Annotated in this window: 14 protein-coding genes; 10 read left to right on the forward strand and 4 right to left on the reverse strand. The window is 68.0% G+C overall.

Going from position 1 to position 14,476, the window contains the following annotated elements; genetic code table 11:
• Positions 1-204 precede the first annotated feature (204 nt).
• Positions 205-1,320 (reverse strand): DNA polymerase III subunit beta, encoded by a 1,116-nt coding sequence (gene dnaN / locus ACT009_RS10535; RefSeq protein WP_375422665.1) that lies wholly within the window; start codon positions 1,318-1,320, stop codon positions 205-207.
• 118 nt (positions 1,321-1,438) lie between these two features.
• Complete coding sequence (locus ACT009_RS10540; protein WP_445191044.1) at positions 1,439-2,050, reverse strand: outer membrane protein; 612 nt, start codon at positions 2,048-2,050, stop codon at positions 1,439-1,441.
• A gap of 140 nt (positions 2,051-2,190) precedes the next feature.
• Here ACT009_RS10540 and ACT009_RS10545 point away from each other — a divergent pair, with 140 nt between their 5' ends.
• From ACT009_RS10545 to ACT009_RS10560, 4 genes are all read left to right on the forward strand, one after another.
• The gene (locus ACT009_RS10545; RefSeq protein WP_445191045.1) at positions 2,191-2,826 is read left to right on the forward strand and encodes a histidine phosphatase family protein; all 636 of its coding nucleotides are present in this window, start codon (positions 2,191-2,193) and stop codon (positions 2,824-2,826) included.
• On the forward strand, positions 2,823-3,311 hold the full coding sequence (locus ACT009_RS10550) for an invasion associated locus B family protein (protein ID WP_445191046.1): 489 nt from the start codon (positions 2,823-2,825) through the stop codon (positions 3,309-3,311). Before ACT009_RS10545 ends, ACT009_RS10550 begins: the two co-directional genes overlap by 4 nt.
• Positions 3,312-3,528: 217 nt before the next feature.
• Positions 3,529-4,737, forward strand: coding sequence for a 23S rRNA (adenine(2503)-C(2))-methyltransferase RlmN (gene rlmN / locus ACT009_RS10555; RefSeq protein ID WP_445191047.1), 1,209 nt, complete (start codon positions 3,529-3,531; stop codon positions 4,735-4,737).
• Positions 4,734-5,501 (forward strand): sulfite exporter TauE/SafE family protein, encoded by a 768-nt coding sequence (locus tag ACT009_RS10560; protein ID WP_445191048.1) that lies wholly within the window; start codon positions 4,734-4,736, stop codon positions 5,499-5,501. The genes rlmN and ACT009_RS10560 overlap by 4 nt, the downstream gene beginning before the upstream one ends.
• Before the next feature lie 334 nt (positions 5,502-5,835).
• On the opposite strand, the gene ACT009_RS10565 is transcribed toward ACT009_RS10560, so the two are convergent.
• Positions 5,836-6,456 carry a flavin reductase family protein gene (locus tag ACT009_RS10565; protein WP_445191049.1) on the reverse strand — a complete coding sequence of 207 codons (621 nt, stop codon included), beginning with the start codon at positions 6,454-6,456 and terminating at the stop codon, positions 5,836-5,838.
• Positions 6,457-6,504: 48 nt separating this feature from the next.
• Here ACT009_RS10565 and ACT009_RS10570 point away from each other — a divergent pair, with 48 nt between their 5' ends.
• Genes ACT009_RS10570 through ACT009_RS10580 form a run of 3 tightly spaced genes read left to right on the forward strand, consistent with a single transcriptional unit; the run spans position 6,505 to position 9,259 of the window.
• Positions 6,505-7,221, forward strand: a complete 717-nt coding sequence (locus ACT009_RS10570; RefSeq protein WP_445191050.1) for a cytochrome b/b6 domain-containing protein — start codon at positions 6,505-6,507, stop codon at positions 7,219-7,221.
• A complete protein-coding gene (locus tag ACT009_RS10575; protein ID WP_445191051.1) occupies positions 7,218-7,979 on the forward strand; it encodes a molybdopterin-dependent oxidoreductase in 762 nt (253 codons plus the stop codon). The genes ACT009_RS10570 and ACT009_RS10575 overlap by 4 nt, the downstream gene beginning before the upstream one ends.
• Before the next feature lie 23 nt (positions 7,980-8,002).
• Entirely contained in the window at positions 8,003-9,259 is a 1,257-nt protein-coding gene (locus ACT009_RS10580) for a class I SAM-dependent methyltransferase (protein WP_445191052.1), read from the forward strand.
• Positions 9,260-9,295: 36 nt separating this feature from the next.
• Here ACT009_RS10580 and ACT009_RS10585 read toward each other — a convergent pair whose 3' ends face one another.
• The gene (locus ACT009_RS10585; RefSeq protein WP_445191053.1) at positions 9,296-9,679 is read right to left on the reverse strand and encodes an EF-hand domain-containing protein; all 384 of its coding nucleotides are present in this window, start codon (positions 9,677-9,679) and stop codon (positions 9,296-9,298) included.
• Positions 9,680-9,788: 109 nt separating this feature from the next.
• Here ACT009_RS10585 and ACT009_RS10590 point away from each other — a divergent pair, with 109 nt between their 5' ends.
• The 3 genes from ACT009_RS10590 (at position 9,789) to ACT009_RS10600 (ending at position 14,470) form a co-directional block, all read left to right on the forward strand.
• Entirely contained in the window at positions 9,789-11,006 is a 1,218-nt protein-coding gene (locus ACT009_RS10590) for an argininosuccinate synthase (protein WP_445191054.1), read from the forward strand.
• A 165-nt stretch (positions 11,007-11,171) separates the two neighbouring features.
• Positions 11,172-12,686 carry an NAD(P)/FAD-dependent oxidoreductase gene (locus ACT009_RS10595; protein ID WP_445191055.1) on the forward strand — a complete coding sequence of 505 codons (1,515 nt, stop codon included), beginning with the start codon at positions 11,172-11,174 and terminating at the stop codon, positions 12,684-12,686.
• Positions 12,683-14,470, forward strand: coding sequence for a hypothetical protein (locus ACT009_RS10600; RefSeq protein WP_445191056.1), 1,788 nt, complete (start codon positions 12,683-12,685; stop codon positions 14,468-14,470). The genes ACT009_RS10595 and ACT009_RS10600 overlap by 4 nt, the downstream gene beginning before the upstream one ends.
• Positions 14,471-14,476: the final 6 nt, after the last annotated feature.

A 14,476-nucleotide genomic window follows, 5' to 3' on the forward strand; every position in this document is an offset into this window, starting at 1 on the left:
TCGGGGACTGCCGATCCCCAACCCGTTCGTGTCGAGTAGAGATCGAGTAGGCCGAAGGCCGTAACGAGAGCTCGTATCGAGGCACCGTTGCGGGCGCCAACCATCCCTCGATACAGGCTCTCGATACGCTGCTGACGCAGCTACTCGATCCCTACTCGGGACGAACGGGGGTTAGGGCGCTGCGCCTGTGCCGATCCCCCGCTCTCACACCCGCATCGGCATCAGCACGTAGAGCGCCTGTGCCTTGTCGTTCTCGCGAATCAGCGTCGGCGCGGCGGCGTCGGCGAGGTGGACTTCGACGGTGTCGCCGTCGATCTGGCCGAGGATGTCCATCAGATAGCGGCTGTTGAAGCCGATCTCGAACGGCAGCGCGACATATTCGCCGGGGACTTCTTCCGCGGCGGTGCCGTTTTCGGGCGAGGTGACCGACAGCGTGATCTTGTCGCGATCGAGCGCCATCTTCACCGCGCGGGTCTTTTCGGTGGCGATCGTCGAGACGCGGTCGACGCCCTGCATGAAGCTCTTGGGATCGATCTTGAGGATCTTGTCGTTGCCGGTCGGGATCACCCGCGAATAATCGGGGAAGGTGCCGTCGATCAGCTTGGAGGTGAGAATCGCCTGCCCCAGGTCGAAGCGGATCTTGGTCGACGACAGCGACACGCCGACCGATCCGTCGACCTCGTCGAGCAGCTTGCGCAGTTCGGCGACGCATTTGCGCGGTACGATGACGTCGGGCATCCCCTCCGCCCCGTCGGGCCGCGGCATCGTCACGCGCGCCAGCCGGTGGCCATCGGTCGCGGCGGCCTTCAAGACCGGGGTCGAGCCGTCGTCGGCGACGTGGAAGAAGATACCGTTGAGGTAATAGCGGGTCTCTTCGGTCGAGATCGCGAAGCGCGTCTTGTCGATCACCTGCTTCAGCGTCTCGGCGGGCAGCTCGAACTTGGTCGGCAGCTCACCTTCCGCGATCACCGGAAAATCGTCGCGTGGCAGCGTGCCGAGCGAGAAGCGCGCGCGGCCGGCGACGATGGTCATTCGGCCGTCGGCGGCGCTCAGTTGCACCTGGCTGCCCTCGGGCAGCTTGCGCGCGATGTCGAACAGCGTGTGCGCGGACACCGTGGTGGCGCCGGCCTGGTCGACCGCGGCGGCGATGCTTTCGTTGATCTGCAGATCGAGATCGGTCGCCATCAGCCGCAACGCGCCCTCGGCGGTCGCCTCCAGCAGCACGTTCGACAAGATCGGGATGGTGTTGCGGCGCTCCACCACCGACTGGACGTGGCTCAGCCCCTTCAGGAGCGTCGCGCGTTCGATCGTCGCCTTCATGTCACCGTCCCCCGGCCCGCCTCACGAATCCACGGGGGGCAACTGCTGGTTTTCCTAGCCAATAGAAGAGGGCCGGAGCAAGCGCCCCGGCCCTTCTTTTCGGTGGATAGCTCGCGCGTCAGAAGCGAACGCCAACTCCGGCGAGCAGCTGGTGACGATCGAGATCGGTGTCGTAGCCCTCGACATTGCCGTAATGCGAGTAGCGATATTCGCCCTTCACGTAGGCGTTGCCGCTCACCGCGAGCTCGAGCCCGGCGCCGACGCGGTAGCCTTCGAGATCGAACTTGTCGTTCTGGCTGGTCGCCCCGCTGACGTAGCGGGTCTCGAGCCGGGCATTGGTGTAGCCGCCCTTCACATAGGCGAGCGTGCGGGGGTTGATGGCATAGCCCAGGCGCCCGCCGGCATAGAGATCGCGACCCGCGTCGAGCCGCAGCGAATCGTTCGCCACGAGCAGGTCGCTGGTGCGGACGTTGGTCGAGCTGTCGGTGATCTCGCCTTCGACGCCGAGCACCGCGCCGCCGACCTGGACGTCGTAGCCGACCGCAGCGCCGTAGACGACGCCGTCACGGCCGTCCGACCTGCCGTCCGATCCGTCGCGCAGATTGTCGTAGCCGACCAGGCCTTCGACGCGCGGGCCGGTGAACGGCGCGCGGGCGACGTCCTGCGCGAGGACCGGGTTGGCGACGAGCGCGGCGGCGGCCGCTGCGGTGGCGAGGATGAGTGTACGCATGATCAACTCCATGTGTTGCGCCGCCGGTCGACCCGGCGGCGGACCCGGCAGATAGGAGTGCCGCGGCGGGCTTGCATGAACCCCATATAAACAGGAAAATTCGTTGCTTTTGCGCCACAGGGCGTTGAAAGCCGGCGCCCATGACCAAGCTCCGATCAGGTCGCGATCTGATCGCGCGGCATGGCGAAACCGTCTTCAACGCCGCGCGTCGCCTGCAGGGGGATCATCCGCATACCCCCCTCACCCGCGCGGGCTTCGCGCAGGCGGACGACCTCGGCCTGGCGCTGCGCGACCTGCTCGGCGTGCGGCCGGCGCTGACCTTGTGGTCGTCGCCCGCGGGACGCGCGCTGCAGACGCTGGCGATCATCGCCGAGCATCTCGAGCTCGACTGGCACCGGGTGCGTACCGACGATCGACTGGCGGAGATCGGCATGGGCGCCTGGGGCGGGCGTTATTACGCCGATGTGGTGGGCGAGGTCGGGCCGGTGATCACCTCGGAGGGGCTGCTGCTCCCCGCCCCCGACGGCGAGGATTACCCTGCGATCGCGGCGCGGGTGTCGGGCTGGCTGGCGGACACCGCGGACGATCAGGGCGACCGGCTGGTAATTATGCACGGCATCTCCAGCCGGGTCCTGCGCGGGGTGATGACCGGTGCCGCGGTGCATCGCGGTTTCAGCGCGCCGATCGCGCCGGGGCTGTCGCAGGGATCGATCGTGCTGGTCGACCGCGGGGTCGAAACCGTCGCGCATGTCGGCACGGGGCGAGCGCCGGCGTGAAGCTCGGCCTGCTGGCGCTGACGATCGCGGCGATCGCGGCGCCGGTCGCGGCGGCGCGGACCACGATCGGCATCTACGAAGGCTGGGGCGCATTTCGCGACACCGATCCGGCGCGCTGCTACGCAATCGCGCGACCGATCGCGGCGGACGGCCGGAGCGGCGGATTCGCCAGCGTCGCGACCTGGCCGGGCCGCGGCCTGCGCAACTCGCTGTACGTGCGGCTGAGCCGCGAGCGCGACCGGTCCGCGGGGGTGACGCTGAGCGTCGGCGACCGCCGCTTCGCGCTGGTCGCGAGCGGGGTCGATGCCTGGGCGACCGACGCGCCGAGCGACCGCGCCCTGGTCGCCGCGATCCGCGGCGGGCGGAGCATGAGCGTCGAGGCGGTCGGGGTCGGCGGGCGCCCGTTCGCGGATGTCTATGCGCTCGGTGGTGCGGCGACGGCGATCGATGCGGCGGCGTTGGGGTGTGTCGGGTCTCGCGGTTAGCTCACGAAGTTACCGCCCCCTCCGTCAGCCTGCGGCTGCCACCTCCCCCTGGCGGGGAGGAATTTAGCGTCCGTTTGGATCCTCCCTCGGAACTGGGACAGGGAAACCGCTCGCATAGCGAGGGGTGGAGGGAGCCTCGCCGCTGGGCGCCCGATCCTTGACTCGCCCGCAACCGCCAAGGATGGAAAAACCCGTCCTTTTGCCCTATGTGGCGCGCATGCAGTCAGCCGCAGCGTCTCTCATGCCCATTCCGGGGCACATCGATCCCGTGCCCGTCCCCCGCAGCTTCGTGCCGCGCAGCGACGGACGGATCGACCTGCTCGGCCTGTCCAAGGACGATCTGCGGATGGCGCTGGAGACCGCGCAGCTCGAGCCGAAACAGGCCAAGCTGCGCGCCAAGCAGCTGTTCCACTGGATCTACAATCGCGGTGCGACGTCGTTCGCGCAGATGACCGACATCTCCAAGGCGATGCAGCCGTGGCTCGACCAGCGCTTCGCAATCAGCCGGCCGCAGGAGGTCGAGGCGCAGGTGTCGACCGACGGCACCCGCAAGTGGCTGCTGCGGACCGACGACGGCAATGATTACGAGATGGTCTTCATCCCCGATGCGGACCGCGGCACGCTGTGCGTGTCGAGCCAGGTCGGGTGCACGCTGAACTGCCGGTTCTGCCACACCGGCACGATGCGGCTGGTGCGCAACCTGACGCCCGCGGAGATCGTCGGGCAGGTGATGCTGGCGCGCGATTCGCTCGGCGAATGGCCGTCGCAGCCGGAGGGGCGGATGCTCACCAACATCGTGATGATGGGGATGGGCGAGCCGCTGTATAATTTCGACCATGTCCGCGACGCGCTGAAGCTGGTGATGGACGGCGACGGGCTCGCACTCAGCAAGCGGCGGATTACGCTGTCGACGTCGGGCGTGGTGCCGATGATGGCGCGCGCGGGCGAGGAGATCGGGGTCAACCTGGCGGTGTCGCTGCACGCGGTGACCAAGGAGATCCGCGACGAGATCGTGCCGATCAACCGCAAATACGGGATCGAGGAGCTGTTGCAGGCGTGCGCGGACTATCCCGGCGCCAACAACGCGCGGCGGATCACGTTCGAATACGTCATGCTGAAGGACAAGAACGACAGCGATGCCGAGGCGCACGAGCTGGTGCGGCTGATCCGCAAATACCGGCTGCCCGCCAAGGTGAACCTGATCCCGTTCAACCCGTGGCCAGGCGCCCCCTACGACACCTCGACGCCCGAACGGGTGCGGGCGTTCTCGACGATCATCTTCGAGGCCGGGATCTCGGCGCCGGTGCGCACCCCGCGCGGTCGCGACATCGACGCCGCGTGCGGGCAGCTGAAGACCGCGTCGGAGAAGAAATCGCGGGCCGAGCTCGACCGGCAGGCCGAGGAAAAGCTGCTCGCGCTCGGGTGAGCAGCGCCGCCGAGCCGATGCAGCTGCTGTTCGCCGCGGGCGCGGGGATGCTCGGCGGTGCGATGAACGCGCTGGCGGGCGGCGGCACCTTCGCGACGCTGCCGACGCTGATCGCGCTGGGCCTGCCCTCGCCGATCGCCAACGCCACCAGCAACGTCGCGCTCCAGCCCGGTGCGTTCGCCAGTGCGTGGAGCTACCGCAAGGGACTGGCGCCGATCGGCGGCCTGTCGGTGCGGCTGCTCGCGGGGATCACCTTCATGGGCGGGCTCGCGGGCAGCCTGATGCTGGTGTGGACGCCCGAGCGGACCTTCGACGTCGTCGTGCCGTGGCTGCTGCTGTTCGCGACGATCGCGCTGGCGTTCGGCAAGTCGCTCGCGGCGTGGCTCGCCGAGCGGGCCCGCGTCGGGGTGCGCACGCTGGTCGCCGCTCAAGCGCTGCTCGGGATCTATGGCGGCTATTTCGGGGGCGGAGTCGGGCTGATGATGACCGCGACATGGGGCCTGCTGGTCGGCACCGAACCCGCGCGGCTGATGGCACCGCGCACGCTGCTGCTCGCGGTCGCCAACGCGGCGGCGACGATCGTGTTCGTCGCATCGGGGATGGTGGCGTGGCGGTGGTGCGTGCCGATGCTGGTGGGCTCGATCGTGGGGGGTCTGCTGGGCGCGAAGCTCGGCGCGCGCTTGTCGCCGGGGGTGATCCGGGTGTGGACGCTACTGGTGACCGCGGTCACGACGGCGGTGTTCTTCTGGCGGGCTTATGGGTAAGCCGACTAAGTACAACTACTATATACGCGGAGAACAATAACAAATCCGGCGGCGACTTCGTAAGACGAAGGCGGCGGCATTTACGCCGTCGTTCCAACGGGAGAAAGCAATGTCGTTTGGTGACTTGTGCCTATTCCTTGCGGCGCTGTTCGGCTTCGGCACCCTTCTGTTGAAGGTGGTCGAGGTGGCACGTCACAAATAGGCAAAAGCGGGGGGCGCGTTGCCGCGTGTCCCCCAAAATGATTGAACCCCCGTCATTGCCGTGACGGGGGTTCATCCAACGGCAGAGCCATTGTCGCTTGGTACGGGATTTATAGGCTGTATTGGGAGAAAATCAACTGCGCGGGCGCCACAGTTTGAACAGCGCGTCTTCGCGGGTCTCGAAATAGTCCGCCGGCCCGCCGCCGCGCGACACCGGGTGGGCGCGGGCGGTCTGGTACACGCCGTCGTCGAGCAACGCGCGGTCGATGTGGATGCCGATCGCCTCGCCGATCACCAGCCATTGGTCGAGTGTGCGGCCGGTGCGGTCCTCGAGCCGGATCAGCTGGGTAAGCACGCATTCGAACGCGACCGGGCTGGCGGCCACGCGTGGTGGCGCGACGAGGCGCGAGGGGGTCTGTTCGATCCCGGCCAGCGCGAATTCGTCGACGTCGGCGGATACGCCCGCCGAGGTCGCGTTCATCACCTCGGCGAGGTCGCGCGTCACCAGGTTCCAGACGAACTGGCGGGTGGCGGCGATGTTGGCGACGCTGTCCTTCCAGCCCATCGACGAGAAGGCGATCAGCGGCGGCGTGTAGTTGACGAGGTTGAAGAAGCTGTACGGCGCCAGGTTGCGCACGCCGGACGCGGACGTGGTGCTGATCCAGCCGATCGGGCGCGGCGCGACGATCGCGTTGAGCGGATCGTGCGGCAGGCCGTGCCCCGCCTGCGGTTCGTAGAAATGCCATTCGGTCATGACGATTTACCTGCTAACAACTACCCGTCCCGTCAACGAAGGATGAGCATGGAAGAGCCGATCGCCCCCGGCACCGTCATCGTTCGCCACCGGATCGCGACGCGGCTGTGGCATTGGGTCAACGCGGTCGCGATCGTGATCCTGCTCGGCTCCGGGCTGACGATCTCCAATGCGCACCGGCGGCTCTATTGGGGGCAGTTCGGCGCCAATCCCGATCATGCGTGGCTGAACGTCGTCTACTGGCCCGGGTGGGTGACGATCCCCGAGCGCTACAATCTGGCGCTGGCGCGACGCTGGCACCTGTTGTTCGCGCTGGTCTTCGCCTTTTCCCTGCTGGTGTTCATGGTCGTCAGCCTGCTCAACCGGCATTTCCAGCGCGACCTGAAGCTGCGCCGCCGCGACCTCACCGCGCGGCATCTTTGGGCCGATGTGAAGGAGCATGCGGCGTTGCGCTTCCACGATGCCGAGAACCCGCGCGACTACAACATCCTGCAGAAGCTGGCCTATATCGTCGTGCTGTTCGTGTTGCTGCCGCTCGCGGTGCTGACCGGGCTGACGCTGTCACCGGGGATCGATGCGGCCTGGCCGTGGCTGCTCGACCTGTTCGGCGGGCGGCAGTCGGCGCGGTCGATCCACTTCATCGCCTGCATCGCGATCGGCGCGTTCATCGTCGTCCACCTGACGCTGGTTATCCTGGCGGGCGTGGTGCCCGAGACGATGTCGATGATCACCGGGCGCTGGCGGGTGCCGGAGGAGGAGCGATGACGAACCTGCTGACCCGTCGCACGCTGATCGCCGGGGGCGCGAGCGCCGCCGGGCTGGTACTCGCCGGATGCGACCGCGTCGCGCAGATCCCGCAGGCGCGGCGGATCCTGTTCATGGGCGAGGAGATGAACCGCGGGCTGCAACGCGCGCTGATGCACCGCGACGCGCTGGCCCGCGAGTTCTCGCCGGCGCAGATGTCGCCGGTGTTCCGGGTCAACGGCACGCGCAATCCCGGCACCCCCGCCTATGAGCAGGCGGTCGCGAGCAAGTTCGCCGACTGGCGGATCGGCGTCGGCGGGCTGGTCGAGCGTCCGCTGACCCTGTCGACCGCGCAGCTCCGGTCGATGCCGGCGCGCACCCAGATCACCCGCCACGACTGCGTCGAGGGGTGGAGCGCGATCGGCAAATGGCACGGGCCGACCCTCGGATCGGTGCTGAAGGCGGCGGGGCTGCGCGATGCGGCGCGCTATATCGTCTTCACCTGCGCGGACCTGTACGGCGGCGCGCCCTATTACGAATCGATCGACCTGGTCGACGCCTTCCACCCGCAGACGATCCTGGCCTGGGCGATGAACGATGCGCTGCTGTCGATCGGCAATGGCGCGCCGGTGCGGCTGCGGGTCGAGCGGCAGCTCGGCTACAAGCACGCGAAATACGTGTCGCGGATCGATGCGGTCGCCAGCCTCGACGCGGTCGGCAAGGGCAAGGGCGGATATTGGGAGGACAATGTCGATTACGATTGGTACGCGGGAATCTGAAGGGTCCTGACGAGTAGATACTGATGGCGTTGATCGATCTGTTCCTGTCCCGCGCGGTGAAGCGCGGCCGTCTGACCTTGCTGCGTCCCGACAAGCCCGCCAAGACGTTCGGCACCGCCGATCCCGACTTCCCCGACGTGACGCTGCGGTTCGCCGATCGCGGCGTCGCCGGGCGGATCGTGCGCAACCCGGCGACCGCGGCGGGCGAGCTGTACATGGACGGCCGGATGATCGTCGAGAACGGCGAGATCATGGATCTGGTCCGGCTGCTCACCGCCAACGACAAATGGGAGAAGGGCCAGAACAATCTGGAGCCGTCGTGGTTGGTGCGATCGGTCGGGTCGGTCAAGCACCGGGTCGACCGCTACAACATGGAGCGCCGGTCGAAACGCAACGTCGCGCATCATTACGATCTGTCGGCGCGGCTCTACGATCTGTTCCTCGACGCGGATCGCCAATATAGCTGCGCCTATTACACCGACCCCGATCACAGTCTCGACCAGGCGCAGCAGGACAAGCTGGCCCACATCGCCGCCAAGCTGCTAATTCGGCCGGGGATGCGGGTGCTCGACATCGGCTGCGGCTGGGGCGGGCTGGCGCTGTACCTGCACGAGAAGCTCGGCTGCGACGTGGTCGGGGTCACGCTGTCGGAGGAGCAGATCAAGATCGCGCGCGAACGCGCCGCGGCGAAGGGCGTCGCCGATCACGTGACGTTCGAACTGATCGACTATCGCCGGGTCGAGGGGCAGTTCGACCGGATCGTGTCGGTCGGCATGTTCGAACATGTCGGCCCGCCGCAATACCGCACCTTCCTTCGCAAGTGCCGCGACCTGCTGACCCCCGACGGCGTGATGCTGCTTCACACCATCGGCCGCCTCGGCGGGCCGGGGATCACCGACGACTATACCGCCAAGTACATCTTCCCCGGCGGCTACAACCCTGCGCTGTCGGAGATCATCCGCGCCAACGAAGGGTTGCGGATGTTCCCCACCGACGTCGAGGTGCTGCGGCTCCATTACGCGCTGACGCTGAAGCAATGGTATGCGCGCACCGTCGCGTCGAAGGCGGCGATCGTCGCGTTGTACGACGAGCGGTTCTTCCGGATGTGGACCTTCTATCTCGCGGGCGCGGCGATGGCGTTCGAGAATGGCGGGCTGTGCAACTACCAGGTGCAGTTCTCGCGCAGCCGCACCGAACTGCCGATCACGCGGGATTACATGTTCGAGGGCGAACAGGCGCTGCGGGGTGTAAGGAGCGGTGCCCCACACCCCCGCGTATAAAGCGGGACCCCGGATCAAGTCCGGGGTGACGGAAATCTACCGACCCAGCGCCTTCTTCGCGGTGCCGCGTTCCTCGGGGCCGATCTTGCCGTCGCCGTCGGTGTCGTAGCGCTTGAAGGTCGCCGCCAGCAGCGCCTCGGCTTCGGCCTGCGTCACCTTGCCGTTCTTGTTGGCGTCGGCGCGGTCGAACCACAGGTCGGCGAGCCGCTTGGCGTGGACCGGATCGGGATGGCCGGGGCCGACCTTCATCTGCGCGATGCGGGCCTGGACCTCGGCGCGGGTCAGCACGCCGTCGTGATCGGTGTCGGTTTGCGCGAACTCGGTCTTGAACTTGGCGGTGGCGGAGGCGCGGGTTTCCTGCGCGACGGCCGGGGCGGCGAGGCTCGCGAGCGTGGCAAGCGTGAGGACGGTGCGGATCATGCGCGCCCCCTGCCCGCGCGGCCCTAAACCCGACCTGAACGGTTTTCGCGCGGTTGCGCGGGCCCGCGCCGCCACGTAAGCGCTCGCGCGCTGCCAAGGAGCCTTGCCCATGACCGATCCGATCAACCGCGTCGTCCTCGCCTATTCGGGCGGGCTCGATACCAGCGTGATCCTGAAATGGCTCCAGCAGACCTATAAGTGCGAGGTCGTCACCTTCACCGCGGATCTCGGGCAGGGCGAGGAGCTGGAGCCCGCGCGCAAGAAGGCGGAGATGGCCGGGGTCCGCCCCGAACACATCTTCATCGACGATCTGCGCGAGGAATTCGTCCGCGACTATGTGTTCCCGACGATCCGCGCCAATGCGCTGTACGAGGGGCTGTACCTGCTCGGCACCTCGATCGCGCGCCCGCTGATCGCCAAGCGCCAGATCGAGATCGCGCGCGCGGTGAACGCCGACGCGGTTAGCCACGGCGCCACCGGCAAGGGCAACGACCAGGTCCGTTTCGAGCTCGGCTATTACGCGCTCGCGCCCGACATCAAGGTCATCGCACCCTGGCGCGAATGGGACCTGACCAGCCGCACCCGGCTGATCGAATTCGCCGAGCAGCACCAGATCCCGGTGAGCAAGGACAAGCGCGGCGAGGCGCCGTTCTCGACCGACGCGAACCTGCTGCACACCTCCAGCGAGGGCAAGGTGCTGGAGGATCCGTGGGACGAGGTGCCCGACTATGTCTTCTCGCGCACCGTCAGCCCGGAACAGGCGCCCGATACGCCGCAGACGATCACGATCGATTTCGAACGCGGCGACGCCGTCGCGATCGACGGCGAGGGAATGAGCCCGGCGACGCTGCTGGCCAAGCTCAACGACCTGGGCCGCACCCATGGCATCGGCCGGCTCGACCTGGTCGAGAACCGCTTCGTCGGCATGAAGAGCCGCGGCATGTACGAAACGCCCGGCGGCACCATCCTCCACGCCGCCCACCGCGGGATCGAGCAGCTGACGCTCGACCGAGGCGCCGCGCATCTGAAGGACGAGATGATGCCGCGCTATGCCGAGCTGGTGTATAACGGCTTCTGGTTCAGCCCCGAGCGCGAGATGCTGCAGGCCGCGATCGACCACAGCCAGGCCAAGGTGTCCGGCACGGTGCGGCTTAAGCTGTACAAGGGCGGGGTGTACGTCGCCGGGCGCAAATCCCCCAACTCGCTCTATTCGGAGAAGGTCGTGACCTTCGAGGACGATCAGGGCGCGTATGACCAGCGCGACGCGGCGGGGTTCATCAAGCTGAACGCGCTGCGGCTGCGGCTGCTGGGGCGGCGGGACGGGTGAGCGTCGGGGTGCCGTAACGAGCGAGCGCTGACTCCCCCTTCCGTCGGCTTCGCCGCCACCTCCCCCTGACGGGCGAGGATCGAGGTCTGGCTCTCCTAACGGCCGTTAACCTCGTTTTAGCGCTTTGCCGCCATTCCCGGGCGATCGAACGGGGGACGGCGGACAATGGCGAATGGCACGGGCGCTGTGGACGTCGCGATCATCGGGGCGGGGCCGGCGGGGCTGACCGCGGCCTATCTGCTCGGCAAGGCCGGCTATTCGGTCGCGGTGATCGAGAAGGACCCGGTCTATGTCGGCGGGATCAGCCGTACCGTCGAGCATGACGGGTTCCGCTTCGACATCGGCGGCCACCGGTTCTTCTCGCGATCGAAGGAGGTCGTCGATCTCTGGAACGAGTTGCTGCCCGACGACTTCATCGAGCGCCCGCGGATGAGCCGGATCTATTACGAGGGCAAGTTCTACAGCTATCCGCTGCGCGCGTTCGAGGCGCTCGCGAACCTCGGCATCTGGCGATCGACGCTGTGCATGGCGAGCTACCTGCGGTGGAAGATGCGTCCGCGGCGCGAGGTCCGCAGCTTCGAGGACTGGGTGGTCAACCAGTTCGGCCACAAGCTCTATTCGATCTTCTTCAAGACCTACACCGAGAAGGTGTGGGGAATGCCGTGCGACACGATGTCGGCGGATTGGGCGGCGCAGCGCATCAAGGGGCTGAGCCTCGGCAGCGCCGTGATCGACGGGCTGAAGCGGTCGCTCGGGCTCAACAAGCGCCCGAACGACGGCATGCAGACCAAGTCGCTGCTCGAGAGTTTCCGTTATCCGCGGCTGGGGCCGGGGATGATGTGGGATGCGGCGCGCGACCGCGTCATCGACCACGGCAACCGTATCCTGATGGGGCATTCGCTGAAGCAGCTCGCCCGCGACGAGGTGAGCGACCGCTGGCGCGTGACCGCAACCGATCCGGACGGCGCCACGGTCACGATCAACGCCGCGCAGGTGATCAGCAGCGCGCCGATGCGCGAGCTCGCCGCGCGGCTGCAGCCGCTCCCGGCGACGCTCTCGCAAGCCGCCGATCTGCGTTACCGCGATTTCCTGACGGTCGCGCTGATGATCCGGTCGCCGGACTTGTTTCCCGACAACTGGATCTACATCCACGATTCGAAGGTGAAGGTCGGCCGGGTGCAGAATTTCCGCAGCTGGAGCCCGGAAATGGTGCCCGATTCCGCGATCGCGTGCGTGGGGCTGGAATATTTCTGCTTCGAAGGCGACGGCCTGTGGTCGGCGAGCGACGACGAGCTGGTCGCGCTGGCGACCCGCGAAATGGCGATCCTGGGGCTGTGCGACGCCGCGCAGGTCGAAGGCGGAGTCGTGGTACGCCAGGAGAAGGCGTATCCGGTCTATGACGACAGCTACCGCGACAATGTCGACGCGCTGCGTACCGAAATCGAGGCGCGCTATCCGTCGCTCCACTGCGTCGGTCGCAACGGCATGCACCGCTACAACAACCAGGATCATGCGATGATGACGGCGATGCTGACCGTCCGCAACATCGTCGCGGGCGAGCGGATCTACGACATCTGGGGCGTCAACGAGGACGCCGAATATCACGAGGCCGGCACCGAGGGCGAACGCGCCGCGCTGGCGAGCGTCCGCGACGTGCCCGGGCGCCTGCGCGCAGCATGACCCGCGAGCGGCTCTGGCCGGCGGTCCTGCTGGCCTGGGGATTGGCGGCGACGGTGCTGTGCGCGGCGCTGGCGCCGACCATCGTCGCGCTGCGCTTCCCCGATCCGGACGACACGATGCGGCTGCTGGAGGTGCGCGACTGGTTGTCGGGGCAGAGCTGGTGGGACGTCGCCCAACACCGGCTGAACGGCGGCAATTTTCCGATGCACTGGTCGCGGCTGGTCGATCTGCCGCTGGCCGCGGTATTGCTGGTGGTCGATCCGCTGGTCGGCGCGCCGATGGCGACGCGGATCGCGATGACGCTGGTGCCGATGCTGACGCTGCTGGGAGTGATGGCGGCGGTCGCCTGCGTCTCGCGCCGGCTGACCGATGCTGAGACCGCGCGGCTGTCGATGCTGCTTGCGCCGCTGTCGATCCCGCTGATCTACCAGCTGCGGCCGCTGCGAATCGATCATCATGGCTGGCAGATCGTGCTCGCGATCGCCGCCGTCGCGCTGCTGGTCGGTCCGCCGACGCAGAGGCGCGGTGCGCTGGCGGGGCTGACGCTGGCGACGCTGGTGACGATTTCGATGGAGGGCCTGCCGATCGCCGCGACGATCGCGGGGGTCGCCGCGCTCGGCTGGGCGCTCGAGCCGCGGCGTGGGGGTTTCTCGACGGCGTTGATCGGCAGCTTCTTCCTGGCCGCATTGGTATTCCACGTCGCGACGCGCGGACCGGGGATGTTCGCGCCCGCCTGCGACGCGATGTCGCCGGCGTGGCTCGCGGTGCTCGGCGTCGGTGCGGCGGGGACGATCGCGGCGACGCTGATCGCCCCGGCGACTCGCGCGGTGCGGGTCGCGCTGCTCGCCGGATGCGGCGTCGCCTGCCTGACGACGTTGCGGTTCGCGGCGCCTGTGTGCCTGCAAGGGCCGTTCGCGACGCTCGATCCGCTGGTGCGGACGATCTGGTACGATCACGTCAGCGAAGGATTGCCGCTGTGGCAGCAGACCCCGGGCTGGGCGATCATCACGATCGCGCTGCCGCTGGTTGGTCTCGCCGGATCGGTCCGCGCGCTGCTCGCCAGCACCGGCGAGGCGCGGGCGCGGTGGCTGCTGATGCTCGGCGTGCTGATCCCCGCCACCTTGCTGTGCTGCCTGGTCAATCGCACCGGCGCCACCGCCAATGCGCTGGCGCTGCCGGGTGCGGCGTCGCTGCTGCTGGCGATGCTGGTGCGCGCGAGGGCGGTGCGCGGAGTGGTGCCGCGGATCGCAGCGACCGCGGGCGCGCTGCTGATCGCGTCGCCGGGGCTGGCGGCGGGGGCGACGCTGTCGGTCCTGACCGGGATCGGACCGCCGCGCGGACCGTCGACGACGATCGCCGGGCGCGCGCGGCAAGGCTGCGACACGTTCGACCAGATCCGGGCGCTCGGCCGGTTGCGGCCGGCGACGATCTTCCTGCCGCTCGACGTCACCCCCGATCTGATCGCCACCACCGGGCACCGCGCGATCGCCGGCGGATACCACCGCGGCGGCGCCGCGATGCACAAGGTGCTGGCCGCGTTCACCGGATCGCCGGCGCGCGCGGAGCGGATCGTCCGCGCCACGGGTGCGACCTATGTCGCCGGCTGCCCGTCGCTCAACGAGACGGAACTCTACAGGAACGTCGCGCCGAACGGGCTGTGGGCGCGGCTCGAACGCGGCGAACGGGTCGACTGGCTCGCCCCGGTGGCGCTGCCCGGATCGCCGGTGCTGGCGTGGCGCGTGATCGGATCGTCGCGCAGACCCTTGTCGCCGCACGCTTCCTGACACTAA

This window comes from Sphingomonas sp. Tas61C01 (assembly GCF_052567495.1).